15 protein-coding genes are annotated in these 15,326 nt (G+C 69.0%); 6 read left to right on the forward strand and 9 right to left on the reverse strand.

Translation table 11 applies throughout. The features are described from left to right. Position 1 precedes the first annotated feature (1 nt). Together AAFO60_RS09355 and serA are read right to left on the reverse strand one after the other, a co-directional pair. Complete coding sequence (locus tag AAFO60_RS09355; protein WP_347955915.1) at positions 2–1,012, reverse strand: 3-isopropylmalate dehydrogenase; 1,011 nt, start codon at positions 1,010–1,012, stop codon at positions 2–4. A gap of 20 nt (positions 1,013–1,032) precedes the next feature. After that, complete coding sequence (gene serA, locus AAFO60_RS09360) at positions 1,033–2,628, reverse strand: phosphoglycerate dehydrogenase (protein ID WP_347955916.1); 1,596 nt, start codon at positions 2,626–2,628, stop codon at positions 1,033–1,035. Positions 2,629–2,905: 277 nt separating this feature from the next. Here serA and AAFO60_RS09365 point away from each other — a divergent pair, with 277 nt between their 5' ends. Next, positions 2,906–3,571, forward strand: a complete 666-nt coding sequence (locus AAFO60_RS09365; RefSeq protein WP_432211701.1) for a serine protease — start codon at positions 2,906–2,908, stop codon at positions 3,569–3,571. A gap of 106 nt (positions 3,572–3,677) precedes the next feature. Here the strand turns inward: AAFO60_RS09365 and AAFO60_RS09370 are convergent, their stop codons facing one another. The 5 genes from AAFO60_RS09370 to AAFO60_RS09390 all read right to left on the reverse strand — a co-directional run bounded on the left by AAFO60_RS09370 (position 3,678) and on the right by AAFO60_RS09390 (position 8,347). After that, positions 3,678–4,115 (reverse strand): SRPBCC family protein, encoded by a 438-nt coding sequence (locus AAFO60_RS09370; RefSeq protein WP_347955918.1) that lies wholly within the window; start codon positions 4,113–4,115, stop codon positions 3,678–3,680. A gap of 124 nt (positions 4,116–4,239) precedes the next feature. After that, entirely contained in the window at positions 4,240–4,683 is a 444-nt protein-coding gene (locus tag AAFO60_RS09375; protein WP_347955919.1) for an SRPBCC family protein, read from the reverse strand. Between the two features lie 165 nt (positions 4,684–4,848). Then, complete coding sequence (gene ilvC, locus AAFO60_RS09380; RefSeq protein ID WP_347956010.1) at positions 4,849–5,850, reverse strand: ketol-acid reductoisomerase; 1,002 nt, start codon at positions 5,848–5,850, stop codon at positions 4,849–4,851. Between the two features lie 101 nt (positions 5,851–5,951). After that, a complete protein-coding gene (gene ilvN / locus AAFO60_RS09385) occupies positions 5,952–6,452 on the reverse strand; it encodes an acetolactate synthase small subunit (protein WP_347955920.1) in 501 nt (166 codons plus the stop codon). Further along, the gene (locus AAFO60_RS09390) at positions 6,449–8,347 is read right to left on the reverse strand and encodes an acetolactate synthase large subunit (RefSeq protein WP_347955921.1); all 1,899 of its coding nucleotides are present in this window, start codon (positions 8,345–8,347) and stop codon (positions 6,449–6,451) included. The genes ilvN and AAFO60_RS09390 overlap by 4 nt, the downstream gene beginning before the upstream one ends. A gap of 162 nt (positions 8,348–8,509) precedes the next feature. Here AAFO60_RS09390 and AAFO60_RS09395 point away from each other — a divergent pair, with 162 nt between their 5' ends. The 4 genes from AAFO60_RS09395 (at position 8,510) to ilvD (ending at position 12,455) form a co-directional block, all read left to right on the forward strand. Then, entirely contained in the window at positions 8,510–8,656 is a 147-nt protein-coding gene (locus AAFO60_RS09395; RefSeq protein WP_347955922.1) for a hypothetical protein, read from the forward strand. Continuing rightward, on the forward strand, positions 8,653–9,060 hold the full coding sequence (locus AAFO60_RS09400; RefSeq protein WP_347955923.1) for a PH domain-containing protein: 408 nt from the start codon (positions 8,653–8,655) through the stop codon (positions 9,058–9,060). The genes AAFO60_RS09395 and AAFO60_RS09400 overlap by 4 nt, the downstream gene beginning before the upstream one ends. A 79-nt stretch (positions 9,061–9,139) precedes the next feature. Beyond that, on the forward strand, positions 9,140–10,477 hold the full coding sequence (gene mgtE / locus AAFO60_RS09405; protein WP_347955924.1) for a magnesium transporter: 1,338 nt from the start codon (positions 9,140–9,142) through the stop codon (positions 10,475–10,477). A gap of 133 nt (positions 10,478–10,610) precedes the next feature. Next, positions 10,611–12,455: a dihydroxy-acid dehydratase gene (gene ilvD / locus AAFO60_RS09410; RefSeq protein ID WP_347955925.1), complete on the forward strand. Its 1,845-nt coding sequence runs from the start codon at positions 10,611–10,613 to the stop codon at positions 12,453–12,455. An 88-nt stretch (positions 12,456–12,543) separates the two neighbouring features. On the opposite strand, the gene AAFO60_RS09415 is transcribed toward ilvD, so the two are convergent. Continuing rightward, complete coding sequence (locus tag AAFO60_RS09415) at positions 12,544–13,407, reverse strand: DoxX family protein (protein WP_347955926.1); 864 nt, start codon at positions 13,405–13,407, stop codon at positions 12,544–12,546. Positions 13,408–13,847: 440 nt separating this feature from the next. Here AAFO60_RS09415 and AAFO60_RS09420 point away from each other — a divergent pair, with 440 nt between their 5' ends. Then, on the forward strand, positions 13,848–14,990 hold the full coding sequence (locus tag AAFO60_RS09420) for a PQQ-dependent sugar dehydrogenase (protein WP_347955927.1): 1,143 nt from the start codon (positions 13,848–13,850) through the stop codon (positions 14,988–14,990). Positions 14,991–15,027: 37 nt separating this feature from the next. Here the strand turns inward: AAFO60_RS09420 and AAFO60_RS09425 are convergent, their stop codons facing one another. After that, on the reverse strand, positions 15,028–15,324 hold the full coding sequence (locus AAFO60_RS09425; protein ID WP_347955928.1) for a hypothetical protein: 297 nt from the start codon (positions 15,322–15,324) through the stop codon (positions 15,028–15,030). Positions 15,325–15,326 lie beyond the last annotated feature (2 nt).

Genomic DNA, 15,326 nt, shown 5'->3' on the forward strand with positions numbered 1-15,326 from the left:
CTCAGACTGCGGCGAGGATGCGGTCGCCGACCTCGGTGGTCGAACCGCGGGACTCGCCGCGGGCGGCGACGTCGGCCGCGACGGCCTTCTCGACGCGCGCGGCGCCCTCGTCGTCGCCGAGGTGACGCAGCAGCAGCGCCACCGACAGGATGGCTGCCGTCGGATCGGCCAGGTTCTGGCCGGCGATGTCAGGCGCGCTGCCGTGGACCGGCTCGAACATCGACGGGTTGGCGCGGGTGGCGTCGATGTTGCCCGACGCCGCCAGCCCGATGCCGCCGGAGACGGCCGCGGCCAGGTCGGTGATGATGTCGCCGAACAGGTTGTCGGTGACGATGACGTCGAACCGGCCCGGATCGGTCACCAGGTAGATGGTGGCCGCATCGATGTGGCAGTAGTCGGTGACGACCTCGGGGAACTCCTTGCCGACCTCGTCGACGGTGCGGGCCCACATGCTGCCCGCGAAGGTCAGCACGTTCGTCTTGTGCACCAGGGTCAGCTTCTTGCCGCGCGCCTGGGCGCGGGCGAAGGCGTCGCGCACCACGCGTTCGATGCCGAAACGGGTGTTGACGCTGACCTCGGTGGCCACCTCGTTCGGGGTGCCGACGCGGATGGCGCCGCCGTTGCCGGTGTAGGGGCCCTCGGTGCCTTCGCGGACGACGACGAAGTCGATCTTCGGGTCGCCGGCCAGCGGGGAGGCCACGCCGTCGAACAGGATCGACGGACGGAGGTTGACGTGGTGGTCCATCAGGAAGCGCAGCTTCAGCAGGAAGCCGCGCTCCAGGACGCCGGACGGGACCGACGGGTCGCCGATCGCGCCGAGCAGAATCGCGTCGTGCTCGCGCAGCGACGCCATGTCCTCGTCGGTGAGCAGCTCACCGGTCGCGTGGTAGCGGCGGGCGCCGAAGTCGAACTCGGTCGTCGACAGGTCGGGGTGCAGCTTGCGCAGCACCCGAAGCGCCTGGTCGACGACCTCGGGGCCGATGCCGTCGCCGGGAATGACAGCGAGCTTCATGGGAGATCCGTTCGCCGTGCTCATCCCAGATCCACCTGCTTGATGAGGGTGGCCGAGACCGCGTCGCCGACCGCCGCCAGCAGCGCATCGTCGAGTTCGCGATCCAGGCGCAGGATCATCGTCGCGCCACCGCCGTCGACGTCCTGGGCCAGCGCCGCGGCGATGATGTCGACGCCGGCGTTGCCGAGCACGGTGCCGATCTTGCCGAGCGAGCCCGGCTGGTCGACGTAGCTGACCAGCAGGTTCCGGCCCTGCGCACGCAGGTCGAAGTTGCGGCCGTTGATGTTGACGATCTTCTGAACCTGCTGCGGCTCGGTGAGGGTGCCCGCGACGTTGACGATGCTGCCATCGGCGAAGACCGCGCGCACGTCGACCTGGCTGCGGTGGTTGGGGCTCTCGGTCTCGGTGACGACCTCGTGGGTCACCCCGCGCTCGCCGGCGACGGCCGGGGCGTTGACGAAGGTGACCGGCTCGTCGACGACGGCGGAGAACAGGCCGCGCAGCGCCGACAGGCCGAGGACGTCGACCGGGTTGGCCGACAGTTCGCCGCGCACCTCGACGGTGAGGTGGGTGGGCATGGCTCCGGCGACGACGCCGGCCAGCACGCCCAGCTTGCGCGAGAGCTCGAGCCAGGGCGAGACCTCGTCGTCGACGGGGCCGCCGGTGATGTTGACGGCGTCGGGCACGAAGTGTCCGGCCAGGGCCAGCTTGACGCTGGCGGCGACGTCGGTGCCGGCCCGATCCTGTGCTTCAGCGGTCGAGGCGCCCAGGTGCGGGGTGACGACGACCTGGTCGAGCTCGAACAGCGGCGAATCGGTGCAGGGCTCGGTGTCGAAGACGTCCAGACCCGCGCCGCGGACCTTGCCCGCCTTGATCGCGTCGGCCAGCGCCTGCTCGTCGATCAGACCGCCGCGCGCGGCGTTGACGATGATGACGCCGTCCTTGACCTTGGCGAGCTGCTCGGCGCCGATCAGGCCCGCGGTCTCCTTGGTCTTGGGCAGGTGCACGGTGATGAAGTCGGCGCGCTCGAGGAGCTCGTCCAGACCCACCAGCTCGATGCCCAGCTGCGCGGCGCGAGCCGCCGAGGCGTAGGGATCGTAGGCGATGATCTTGGCCTCGAAGGCGGCCAGTCGCTGCGCGACCAGCTGACCGATGCGGCCCAGGCCGACGACGCCGACCGTCTTGTCGAACAGCTCCACACCGGAGAAGGAGGAGCGCTTCCAGGTGTGCTCCTTGAGCGTGGCATCGGCGGCGGGCACCTGGCGGGCGGTCGACATCAGCAGCGCGATCGCGTGCTCGGCGGCCGAGTGGATGTTGGAGGTGGGCGCATTGACGACCATGACGCCGCGCTCGGTGGCAGCGGGCACGTCGACGTTGTCGAGGCCGACGCCGGCGCGCGCGATGATCTTCAGATTCTTGCCCGCGTCGAGGACGTCGGCGTCGACCGTCGTCGCCGAACGCACCAGGAGCGCGTCCGCGCCCACGACGGCTTCGAGAAGCTTCGGACGATCGGGGCCGTCGACCCAGCGCACCTCGACATCCGAGCCGAGGGCTTCGACGGTCGAGGGGGCGAGCTTGTCAGCGATGAGGACGACTGGACGGCCGGTTTCGGTCACTACTTTCTCCAGGTTTCTTCCGGTGAAGAGTGCCAGGTCCGGCACCCGAGACTTGCACAGTCATGGTAATTCGCCACCGCGTGCCGAGCACACCCGGCCTGCGTTGAATGTGGTAGCCGACACGCCGAGCCGGTAGATTGCACAGGGTCGTCTCGATTCCGTTACAACTGGCCCGCTTGCGAGCCAGAACGTCGGGGATCGGCCGAGAAGGCAATTATGGTTGGCACGTCCTCGCACGGCGGGGCCGACCTGGAGAAGGTACTGAGCGGAGATGCGAATGAAGAAGTTGACGGTACTGCTCGCGGTGATCGCGGCCGGCCTGTTGTCGCTGGTCGGCATCGGCACCGCGGACGCGGCACCGAAGGTTCCGCTGGGCGGCGGATCCGGAATCCTGGTGCTCAACGGCGGCAACACGGCGGCGGCCTGCACCATCACCACCGTCGGACGACCGACCTCCGGCCCGAACAAGGGCAAGCTGATCGCAGTCACCGCAGGCCACTGCGGGAAGAAGGGTCAGCGGGTGATCTCCGAGCGGTACCAGAACCGCGGCGACATCGGGCGCATCGTGTACAGCGCTTCGGACATCGATCTGGCCGTGATCCAGCTGAACGGCAACGTCGCACCCACTCGCACCGTGAACGGCGTGACGATCCGCAAGATCAACACCGCCCCGGTCCAGTTCCCGACCATCCTGTGCAAGGAGGGACGCACCACCGGCAACACCTGCGGCATCGCCTGGTTCTCCGACGGGTACTCGCACTTCAGCCAGATGTGCGTCGTCGAGGGCGACTCGGGCAGCCCGGTCGTGGTCGGCGACCAGCTCGTCGGCATGGTCAACGCCTACTACTTCGTCTCCTGCCTGGGCCCGGAGACCGGAACCAACGCCAAGACCATTCTCAGCCGCCTCGATTCGATCGGCCTGAACGGCTTCAAGCCGGTGTAAGACACCACACGTCACAGCCGACGAGAGCGGGCGACCTCCACGAGGTCGCCCGCTCTCTTCATGCTTGCTTCGGTTCTTGGGTGCTTCCGGCTCCTGAACGGCCCGCTCAGCGCTCCACGGCCGCCCGGAGCGCACTCTCGGTCTGCCGCACCGCCTGCCCGACGACGGGCTCGATGATCGCCCCCAGCGCCCGGCCGGCGAGTCCGCCCGGCAGTCGGTAGTCGAAGTTCACGTCGACGACGGTCGCGCCGTCGGGGCCGTCGGCGAACCGCCATCCGGTCTCGACGTCGAAGCCGGCGATCGAACTGAGGACGACGACCTCGTTCTCGACCCATTCGGTCACCTGCAGGGTCGACTTGAGCGCCTTCGGCCCGATCTTCATGCAGGCGGCGTACGTGGCGCCCAGCCCGGACGTCTGCTCGGTGGTCGGCATGAACTCGGTGACGCCGAACATCCAGCCCGGCACATTCCGATAGTCGTCGACATAGGCGAAGACACGCTCGCGCGATGTCACCGTCGACACCGTCTGGCGCACTCCCGGCATGGTCACTCCTGGACTCTCGTGGGGATCGGACACGCCCTCGCGTCCGATGTTGTCCAGACCACATTGCCATGCGCCGATGGCAAGGTCGTCGACGACCCCCGGTCGACGTCGCCCCGACGACCGATCAGCGGTGTTCGACGGCCTCCCGGACCCGACTCTCGGTGTGCCGGACCGCCTGCTCGGCGAACGGCCCGATCAGACCGCCCAGCACCTTGCCGGCGAGTCCACCCGGCAGCGTGTAGCCGAATCGCACGGTCAGGACCGTGGTGCCCGCCTGCTCGCCGTCGGCGAAGTTCCAGGTACTGTCGGCGCCGAAACCGGAGATCGATTCGAGCTGGATCAGCTCGTTCTCGACCCAGCCGGTGCACTCGACCGTGGACTTGAGCTCCTTCGGCCCCACCTTGAGCGCGGTCTCGAAGACGGCGCCCAGTCCCTCGGTCCGATCGGTGGTCGGCGTGAATCGACTGACCCCGAAGAAGTACTCGGGGACGTTCGCATAGTCGTTGACGTACGCGAAGACCTGGTCGCGAGGTCCGTTGACGACCGCCTCGTGTGTGACTTCACCCATGCGGGCTCTCCTGTTCTCCCCCGGTGCGGGCACCGTGTCGTTGCGGACCGACCTGCGGTCGACCCAAGTACGGCGATGCTATCGGCCCGCGCGGCGCAGACGAGGAGGGACCCGCACCGGGTCGGTGCGGGTCCCTCCTACGTGCTGGAGACGCGAGCGCGTGTCTCAGGCGGTCTCGGTGATCGGACGATCGACCCAGCTCATCAGGTCGCGCAGCTTCTGGCCGGTGACCTCGATCGGGTGCTCGGCGTTCTGCTTGCGCAGGCCCTCGAGCTCGGTGTTGCCGTTCTCGACGTTGGCGACCAGGCGGCGGGTGAACTCGCCGGACTGGATGTCGGCCAGGATCGCCTTCATGCGCTCCTTGGTGTCGGCGTCGATGACGCGCGGGCCCGACAGGTAGCCGCCGAACTCAGCGGTGTCGGACACCGAGTAGTTCATGCGCGCGATGCCGCCCTCGTACATGAGGTCGACGATCAGCTTCAGCTCGTGCAGTACCTCGAAGTAGGCCATCTCCGGCGCGTAGCCGGCCTCGACCATGACCTCGAAACCGGTCTTGACCAGTTCCTCGGTGCCGCCGCACAGCACGGCCTGCTCGCCGAAGAGGTCGGTCTCGGTCTCTTCCTTGAAGGTCGTCTTGATGACGCCGGCGCGGGTGCCGCCGATGGCCTTGGCGTAGGACAGCGCCAGCGCCTGACCCTCGCCCTTGGGGTCCTGGTCGACGGCGATGAGCGCCGGGACGCCCTTGCCGTCGACGAACTGACGACGGACCAGGTGGCCCGGGCCCTTCGGCGCGACCATCGCGACGGTGATGTTCTCCGCCGGCTTGATCAGGTCGAAGTGGATGTTGAGGCCGTGTCCGAAGAACAGCGCGTCGCCGTCCTTGAGGTTCGGCTCGATGTCGTTGGTGAAGATGGAGGCCTGGCTGGTGTCGGGAGCCAGCAGCATGATGACGTCGGCCCAGGCCGCCGCCTCGGCTGCGGTCATGACCTTCAGGCCCTGCTCCTGCGCCTTCTCACGCGACTTGGAGCCCTCGCGCAGACCGATGACCACATCGACGCCCGAGTCGCGGAGCGACAGCGAGTGTGCATGGCCCTGGCTGCCGTAGCCGATCACTGCGACCTTGCGGCCCTGGATGATCGACAGGTCGGCATCGTCGTCGTAGAACATCTCGACTGCCACAGTTAAATCCCTTCAAGTATTGCGTGTGTTGTGTCTATTGAACCGTGCCGGTGTGACACGAGTCCCGGCCGGGTGGTGGTCGCGTTCGGTCAGCGGTTGGCCGACATGCTCTTGGGTCCGCGGCCGAGGGTGACGCCGCCGGACTGCGCGATCTCACGGATACCGTACGGGTCGAGCATCCGCAGGAGTGCTTCCAGCTTGTCCGAGGTACCGGTCGCCTCGACCGTCACCGATTCGGGCGAGACGTCGACGACCTTGGCGCGGAACAGGTTCACCACATCGATGACCTCGCTGCGGTTGGTCGAATCCGTACGGATCTTCACCAGCATCAGTTCGCGGGAGACCGAGTTCGTCGGCTCCTGCTCCACGATCTTGATGACGTTGATGAGCTTGTTGAGCTGCTTGGTGACCTGTTCGAGCGGGAAGTCCTCGACCGAGACCATGATGGTCATCCGCGAGATCCCCTTGAGTTCGGTCGGACCCACCGCGAGCGACTCGATGTTGAAGCCGCGGCGCGAGAACAGTCCCGAGACGCGGGCCAGGACGCCGGGGCGGTCCTCGACCAGAACGCTGAGAGTATGCGTGCTCACTGCTGGTTCCCTTCGCTTGCAGCCTGCTCGGCGGAGTGGATCTCGGCGGGGTCGGCGGCCGACTCGTCGTCGTCGAACAGCGGCCGGATGTCGCGGGCGGCCATGATCTGGTCGTTGCCGGTGCCCGCGGCGACCATCGGCCACACCTGGGCGTCCTTGCCGACGATGAAGTCGATGACGACCGGGCGGTCATTGATCTCGCGGGCCTTCGCGATGGTCGGCGCGACGTCCTCTTCGCGCTCGACCCGGAAGGCGACGCAGCCCAGGGCCTCGCCGAGCTTGACGAAGTCCGGGATCATCCGCGAGTGGGTGGCCAGATCGGTGTTGGAGTAGCGCTGGTCGTAGAACAGCGTCTGCCACTGGCGGACCATGCCCAGGTTGCCGTTGTTGATCAGGGCGACCTTGATCGGCAGTCCTTCGATGGCGCAGGTGGCCAGCTCCTGGTTGGTCATCTGGAAGCAGCCGTCGCCGTCGATGGCCCAGACCTCCTTCTCCGGCGCGGCGGCCTTGGCGCCCATCGCCGCGGGCACCGAGTAGCCCATGGTGCCCAGGCCGCCCGAGTTCAGCCAGGTGCGCGGCTTCTCGTACTTGACGAACTGCGCGGCCCACATCTGGTGCTGGCCGACGCCTGCGACGTACACGGCGTCGGGGCCGGCGGCCTTGCCGAGCTGCTCGATGACGAACTCCGGCGACAGCGAGCCGTCGGACTGCTGGTCGTAGCTGAGCGGGTAGGTGTCGCGGATCCCGGACAGGTACTCCCACCACTGCGTCATCTCCGGCTTGGAGCCGCCCGCGGCGAGGTCGGTGCGGATGGCTTCGAGCAGGTCGATCAGCACGGCCTTGGCGTCACCGACGATCGGCACGTCGACGTCGCGGTTCTTGCCGATCTCGGCCGGGTCGATGTCGGCGTGGATCACCTTCGCCTCGGGAGCGAACGAATCGAGCTGACCGGTGACGCGGTCGTCGAACCGGGCGCCGAGGGTGATCAGCAGGTCGCTGCGCTGCAGGGCCGCGACGGCGCCGACGGTGCCGTGCATGCCGGGCATACCCATGTGCAGCTCGTGGCTGTCGGGGAAGGCGCCGCGGGCCATCAGCGTGGTGACGACCGGGATGCCCGTGAGCTCGGCCAGCTCCAGCAGTTCCGGCGAGGCCTCGGCCTTGATGATGCCGCCGCCGACGTACAGGACCGGACGCTCGGCCTGCGCGATCATCCGCGCGGCCTCCCGGATCTGCTTGCCGTGCGGCTTGGTGACCGGACGGTAGCCCGGCAGCTCGAACTGCGGCGGCCACGAGAAGGTGGTCTGGGCCTGCAGGATGTCCTTCGGGATGTCGACGAGGACGGCGCCGGGGCGACCGGACTCGGCGATGTAGAAGGCCTCGGCGATGATGCGGGGGATGTCCGCCGCGCTGCCGACGAGGAAGTTGTGCTTGGTGATCGGCATCGTGATGCCGGAGATGTCGGCTTCCTGGAAGCCGTCGGTGCCGATCAGGGCGCGACCGACCTGCCCGGTGATGGCGACGACCGGCACCGAGTCCATCTGCGCGTCCGCGAGCGGGGTGACCAGGTTGGTCGCACCCGGACCCGAGGTCGCCATCATGACGCCCGCACGGCCGGCGACCTGCGCGTAGCCGGTGGCGGCGTGACCTGCGCCCTGCTCGTGGCGGACCAGCACGTGGCGGACCTTCTGCGAGTCGAGAAGCGGATCGTAGACCGGAAGCACCGCGCCGCCCGGAATGCCGAACACGACCTCGACGCCGAGCTCTTCGAGCGACCGGACTACCGACTGGGCACCGGTGACGCGCTCGGGTGCCACCACGGCACTCGGGGAGCGCATGCCCTCGGTCGACGGCGACTGCGGTCGGGTCGATGACCCGCGTGCTGTTGGAGTACTCACTGCACGATCCTCATCCTCTTGTGATCTGCTCTTCACGCGCTCCCCGCCCCGGCCCCGCCGGGATCCCTCCCCGGTCCTGGCAAGAAAAAACCCTCGCCAGCGAGGCTGTGCGAGGGGCGCGTCGTAAATGGTTCTGAAGGTCTACGAAGTGACCGATCAGGCGTGGACGCGCCGACCGATTACTACGAGAAGCTTCTGATTCATCACGTGGACAAAGTAAGACAGACCGGCACCCCGCGTCAAATCGACGATGCCGGGATCGAGCGCGACGGCAACCACCGCGAATGCGTGAGACAATCAGCAATATGACTGAATCGGCACAGGTCTTCAGCGTCTCGCGGCTCGCGTACTTCTCGATCCCGGTCGCGCTCCTTCTCGTGGTGATGCTCATGGGCATCTCGGTTCCGGGCTTCGCCTGGACCCTGGTGGTGCCGCTGGCACTCGCCTGGTGGATCCGCCGCCTCAAGACCATCGTCGACGGACAGGGGATCACCGCGGTCGGCACCTTCGCGACCACACGGATCCCGTGGCACGACGTCGACGGGCTCCAGTTCCCAAAGTGGAGCGCCGTGCGCGTGGTGCTGACCGACGGCTCGTCGGTGCGCCTGCCGGCCGTCGGTTTCGCCGACCTGCCCGCCATCTCGAAGGCGAGCGGAGGGCGCGTGCCCGACCCTTTCGCCGCTGAGCGGGACGCGCGCCTGGCGGTGCGCTGACCCCCCGTCGAACCCGACCCCCGACCCGCCAGACACTGAGGATCGACCCGCCGACCCCCCGACATCACGCCAGGGAGCCATGCAGACACTCACCGCCAAGGACCTGCAGAACGCCATCGACGACGGCCGACTCGCCCATGCCGGGCACGAGCTGTCGCAACTGGCCCCGCAGGATGCGGCCGCCCTGCTGGACTCGATGGACTCCGACGATCGGACCATCGCGTTCCGGCTGCTCGCCAAGGACGACGCGGTCCAGGTCTTCGACGATCTCAGTCCGGGTGCGCAGGCCGCGCTCATCAGGTCCCTGGGCACCGCGCAGGTCGCCGACGCCTTCGACCACCTCGATCCGGACGACCGCGCCGAACTGCTCGACGAACTCCCCGCCAACGTCGCCAAGGCGCTGATCCGGAGCCTGTCGCCCGCCGAGCGCGAGACCACCGCGGTGGTGCTCGGCTTCGCCCGCGGCTCGGTCGGCCGCCGGATGAGCCCGGAGTACGTGCACGTCTTCCCCGACGACACCTGTGCGGCGGCGATCGAACGGATCAAGGCGGGCGGGCGCGACTCCGAGACCATCTACACCATTCCGGTCGTCGACCACGAGCGTCGTCTCGTCGGCGTCGTCAGCCTGCGCGATCTGCTCCTGTCCGACGACGACGTCCTCGTCGAGACCTACACCCGCTCCCCGATCTTCGCCTATGCCGACGAGCAGGCGGAGTCGGCTGCGCAGCGATGCATCGACCGCTCGATCATGGCGATGCCGGTGGTCGACACCGAGGACCGCCTGCTCGGCGTGCTCACCCTCGACGACGCCGCCGAGGTCGTCGAAGCCGCTCGCGACGAGGACGAGGCGCGCGCCGGCGCCCGCGAGGTCCTCAAGACGCCGTATCTGCAGGCGTCGATCTTCGCGATCACCCGGGCCCGCATCGTGTGGCTGTTCGTGCTGGCTATCTCGGCGATCCTGACGGTCAACGTGCTGGAGATCTTCGAGGGCACCCTGGAGCAGCGGGTGGCGCTGGCCCTGTTCATTCCACTGCTCACCGGCATCGGCGGCAACACCGGCTCGCAGGCCGCGACCACCGTCACCCGCGCGCTGGCGACCGAGGAGGTCTCCACGGCCGACGTCGCCCGCGTGGCGGGCAAGGAGATCCGGGTCGGACTGACCATGGGTGCGGCGCTGGGCCTGGTCGGCTTCGGGGTCGCCTCCGCGGTGTACGGCATGGACATCGGCACCGTCATCGGCCTGACGATCATCTCCATCTGCACCATGGCCGCCACCGTCGGCGGCCTCATGCCGCTGCTGGCCAAGACCGTCCGCGTCGACCCGGCGGTGTTCTCCACCCCGTTCATCTCCACGTTCTGCGACGCCACCGGGCTGATCATCTACTTCATGATCGCGAAGACGGTGCTGGGGATCTGAGCGGCCCGGCGGCGGGCCCCGGGACTCGCCGCAGCGCCCCGAGCGTCGTCGAACCCGGAGCGTAAAGTGGGTGGACAGCCCCGGTCATCAGCCCGACCGGGATCCATCCAGCGATTTTCCAGCGAGGAGCTCCATGCCTGTCCTGCGGTCTGCCACCACCACCGTCGGTCGAGAAGCATCCGGAGCACGCGCCCTGTGGCGTGCGACCGGTATGACAGATGACGACTTCGGCAAGCCGATCGTCGCCATCGCGAACTCGTACACCCAGTTCGTGCCCGGTCACGTGCACCTCAAGGACGTCGGCGAGATCGTCGCCGACGCCGTGCGCGCCGCAGGCGGTGTGGCCAAGGAGTTCAACACGATCGCCGTCGACGACGGCATCGCGATGGGACACGGCGGCATGCTGTACTCGCTGCCCAGCCGCGAGATCATCGCCGACTCCGTCGAGTACATGGTGAACGCGCACACCGCCGACGCGCTGGTGTGCATCTCGAACTGCGACAAGATCACCCCCGGCATGCTCAACGCCGCCATGCGGCTGAACATCCCGACCGTCTTCGTCTCCGGCGGCCCGATGGAAGCGGGCAAGGCCGTGGTCGTCGACGGGGTGGCGCAGGCGCCGACCGACCTCATCACCGCGATCTCGGCGTCGGCCAACGACGCCGTCGACGACGCCGGCCTGAACGAGGTGGAGCTGAGCGCCTGCCCGACCTGCGGTTCCTGCTCGGGCATGTTCACCGCGAACTCGATGAACTGCCTCACCGAGGCCCTGGGGCTGGCGCTGCCCGGCAACGGCTCCACCCTCGCCACGCACGAGGCGCGCCGCGCCCTGTTCACGAAGGCCGGCGCCACCGTCGTGGAGGCCGCGACCCGCTGGTACCGCGACGACGACGCCTCGGTCCTGCCCCGCAGCATCGCCACCGCCACCGCCTTCCGCAACGCGATGGCCCTCGACGTGGCGATGGGCGGCTCCACGAACACGGTGCTGCACATCCTGGCCGCCGCACAGGAGGGCGAGGTCGCCGACTTCGACCTCGCGGTGATCGACGAGATCAGCCGCAACGTCCCGTGCCTGTCGAAGGTCTCCCCCAACTCCGACTACCACATGGAGGACGTGCACCGCGCCGGCGGCATCCCCGCCATCCTCGGCGAACTGCGTCGCGCCGGACTGATCGACGACACCGCCGCCACCGTCCACTCCCCGACCCTCGCGGCCTTCCTGGACGAATGGGACATCCGGTCGGGCACCGCCTCCGACGAGGCCGTCGAACTGTTCCACGCCGCCCCCGGCGGCGTCCGGACCACCGAGCCCTTCTCGACGAGCAACCGGTGGAGCTCCCTCGACACCGACGCCGCGGGCGGCTGCATCCGCGACTTCGAGCACCGTTACACCGACGAGGGCGGCCTGTGCGTCCTCAAGGGCAACATCGCGCCCAACGGCTCGGTGCTCAAGACCGCGGGCATCGACGAAGAGCTGTGGCACTTCCAGGGTCCGGCCCGCGTGGTGGAGAGCCAGGAAGACGCCGTCCACGCGATCCTGTCCAAGGAACTGCAGGCAGGCGAGGTCCTCGTCGTGCGCTACGAGGGCCCCGCAGGCGGCCCGGGCATGCAGGAGATGCTGCATCCGACGGCGTTCATGAAGGGCACCGGGATGGGCAAGAAGTGCGCGCTCATCACCGACGGCCGGTTCTCCGGCGGCTCGTCCGGACTGTCGATCGGCCACATCGCGCCCGAGGCGGCCGCCGGCGGCGCCATCGGTCTGATCGAGAACGGCGACGAGATCTACATCGACGTCAAGGAGCGGGCGCTGAAGCTGCTGGTCGACGACGAGACGCTCGCCGAGCGCCGCGCCAAGATGGAGGCCTCCGAGCACCCGTGGGCGCCGCGCAACCGCGACCGCGTGGTGTCGAAGGCTCTGCGCGCCTACGCCAAGCTGGCCTCCTCGGCCGACCTGGGTGCGGTCCGCATCATCGACTGACGCCACGTGCCGCCGCACCGGCTGCGACATGCGACAGGCGCCGAGTCCCCCCGCGGGACTCGGCGCCTGTCGTATGTGTTCCAGCGACTCAGCCGGCCGGGTTCCCGGGCGAGGTGAGCGGATCGGTGCCGTTGAACAGGATCCAGATCGCGACGGCGGCACCGATCGCGACGACGACGCACGCGGCCGAACCCCACGCCGGTCGGCGCGACCATCCCCAACGACGGTCGACCGAATAGGTTCCGGGACCGGTCAGGATCAGGGCGGCGGCGGCCGCTGCGAGAAGCACCTCGAGCTCGATCCCGTTTCCGCCGCCGTCGGCGGCGAAGAACCACAGTCCCCCGGCCAGGGTGACCTTGTAGGTGGTGGCGATGGCGATGGTGCCGAGCACCGCGGCGCCGGCGATCGGCGTCAGCAGCCCCAGGATCAGCAGGATTCCGCCCGCGGTCTCACTCACCCCGGCGACCAGCGACAGGATCGTGGTGACGTCGCCGCGGAACCCGATGCTCGGGTTCGGATGATTGGCGAGGTAGTCGGCGAAACCGTCGGGGCCGGGACCGTTGAACCAGCCGGTCAGCTTCTGCAGACCGTGCACGGTGAAGGTCGCGCCGACCACCAGCCGCAGGATCAGCAGCCCGAGATCGAGGGTGCCGCGACGCACCTTCGGCGCCTGCGTGGCGACCGGCTCGTCGGCGGCGACCGGCTCGGGCAGCGGCTCGGCCTCGTACTCGTCGACGACCAGCGGCACGGTCGGCTGCGGCTCGATGTACGGCAGCGGCGGCTCGGTCAGCTGCTCGGCGTACCGCCTGCGTCCGTCGGCGTCGTCGTCGATCGGCGCTTCGTCGACGTCGGCGAAGGGTTCGGTGTGCACCGGCTCGTCCGACGAGCTCTTCCGGACCGGCCCCTGCTGGGCCGCGGGCGCCGGGGCGTCGGCGACGGAGTTGACGATCACCGCGGTGCGGGCGTCGGCAGCGGTGTCCTCGCCTCCGGGCTCCGCGACTGCGGGTTCCGGGGCTGGGGATTCCGAGGCTGCGGGCTCCGAGGCTGGGGATTCCGAGGCTGCGGGCTCCGAGACTGGGGGCTCCGAGACTGGGGGCTCCGAGGCTGCCGGTTCCGAGACCGCAGGCTCCGAGACCGCATCGGCCGCCGGGGCCGCACGTCTGCCGCGGGCATGCCTGTCGAAGAAGGCGTCGTTGTCGGGCTGGGGGCGTCGAACCCGGGGCCGGTCAATGGCCCGGGTCGGCTCGTCGTACGGGCTGGCGGCGGTCGACGTCTCGGCGTCGCCGGCAAACCTGTCATCGGCACTACTCACATCACCGACTCTAGGTCGGGTGTCCGCAGCGCAGGCTGAGCGGCACCCGACGATTTGATAACGATCGTTAGAGTGGAGGGATGCCGCCGCATCTCCGGGCCGCCCGACGCACCGTGGTCGCCGCGACCTCCGTGATCGCCGCCATGACGATGATCACCTCGTGCGCCGACTTCCACGAAGCCGATCAGGCCGCCGACCAGGGTTCGTTCACGCCCGCACCGACGATCCAGCGGGCCCCCGCGCTGCCGCCGCCCCCGACGGCCGACGACGGTGGCGGTCCGCCGCCCACGGGCCCGTGCGTGGATCCCGATCCGTCGGTGATCGCGACCTGCCTGGCATCGACCGGCGGGGTCCGGCCGGCGGACTCGCAGGGCCGCAGCACCTACGTCGCCGAACGCACCACCGGCAAGATCGTCCTGTCGAAGCGCTACGGTCCGCAGCGGACGGTCGCGACGGTCGACGTCGACGGTTCCGGCGACGGCGGACTGGTCGACTTCGAGATGTCGCCCAGCTACTCCGAGGATCAGATGATATTCGCGCTGATCACCACCGGCTCGGACAACCGCATCGTGCGGATCGCGCCGACCGGGTCGGTGAAGCCCATCCTGACCGGCATCCCGAAGGGCGCGACCGGCAACATGGGGTCGATCTCGTTCGTCTCGCCGACCGAACTGCTCGTCGCCACCGGCGACGCCGGGGATCCGGGCGCGGCGCAGAACCCGTCGTCGCTGGCGGGCAAGATCTTCTCGATCGACCCCAACCTGCCCGACCCGAAGCCCGACGTGCGCGCCTCGGGTCTGGGCTCCGACGTCGCCCTGTGCCCGTCGACCGACGCCGACGGGCAGCTGTACGTCGCCGACAGCGGCGGAGCCGGCGACCGACTGTCGCTGGTCGGTCCCAAGGGCTTGCAGACGATGTGGACGTGGGCCGACCGTCCCGGCGTCAGCGGCTGTGCGGTCGGCAAGGGCTGGATCGCCGTGTCGGTGGCCAAGGCTCGCCGCATCGACACGTTCATGCGGCCGGCGGCGGGCAGCCCGTCGATCGGGCAGCCGAGCCCGCAGGACACTTCGAAGACCTACGGCGCCGTGGGCCGGATGACCTCGCTGGCCGGTGCGGCGACACAGATCGCCACCGTCAACAAGGCCACCCCCGGCGCCTCGGTGAAGAGCTTCGACGACCGCGTCGCGATCTTCATGCCGAAGGCGGGCGAGGACCTGACCTAGGCGGGTCCCAGGGCGGCGGGTCCCAGGGCAGCGGGGTTCAGTCGGTGCGACGGCGGGCTCGACGAACCACGATGAACGCGATGCCGCCGCCGAGCGCGGCGACACCGCTCACCACCATCACCACGCGCGCGATCCGATCGGTCGACCGCTGTTCGTCGTAAGTGCGCGACTTCGGGCGTCCGGCGCGATTGAACTCGCACGGCTGGCCGGGGGCGAGGACCCGTCCACCGCAGGTGACCTCCGGTGAGCTGAGCCCCACCGCACCTCCGACGAGCAGACCGGCGCCGACCAGAATGACGAGCACCGCGGTCAGCGTGGCCAGGTGACGACGCACGC

This window comes from Gordonia aichiensis (assembly GCF_039946255.1).
GTDB classification, from domain to species: Bacteria; Actinomycetota; Actinomycetes; order Mycobacteriales; family Mycobacteriaceae; genus Gordonia; species Gordonia aichiensis_A.

Bases quoted from the DNA above. Each gene is read 5' to 3' on its own strand.
- AAFO60_RS09365 (WP_432211701.1), top strand. From the start codon at position 2,906: ATGAAGAAGTTGACGGTACTGCTCGCGGTGATCGCGGCCGGCCTGTTG.
- mgtE (WP_347955924.1), top strand. From the start codon at position 9,140: ATGCAGACACTCACCGCCAAGGACCTGCAGAACGCCATCGACGACGGC.
- AAFO60_RS09375 (WP_347955919.1), bottom strand. From the start codon at position 4,683: ATGGGTGAAGTCACACACGAGGCGGTCGTCAACGGACCTCGCGACCAG.
- AAFO60_RS09370 (WP_347955918.1), bottom strand. From the start codon at position 4,115: ATGCCGGGAGTGCGCCAGACGGTGTCGACGGTGACATCGCGCGAGCGT.
- AAFO60_RS09420 (WP_347955927.1), top strand. From the start codon at position 13,848: ATGCCGCCGCATCTCCGGGCCGCCCGACGCACCGTGGTCGCCGCGACC.
- ilvC (WP_347956010.1), bottom strand. From the start codon at position 5,850: ATGTTCTACGACGACGATGCCGACCTGTCGATCATCCAGGGCCGCAAG.
- ilvD (WP_347955925.1), top strand. From the start codon at position 10,611: ATGCCTGTCCTGCGGTCTGCCACCACCACCGTCGGTCGAGAAGCATCC.
- AAFO60_RS09355 (WP_347955915.1), bottom strand. From the start codon at position 1,012: ATGAAGCTCGCTGTCATTCCCGGCGACGGCATCGGCCCCGAGGTCGTC.
- AAFO60_RS09400 (WP_347955923.1), top strand. From the start codon at position 8,653: ATGACTGAATCGGCACAGGTCTTCAGCGTCTCGCGGCTCGCGTACTTC.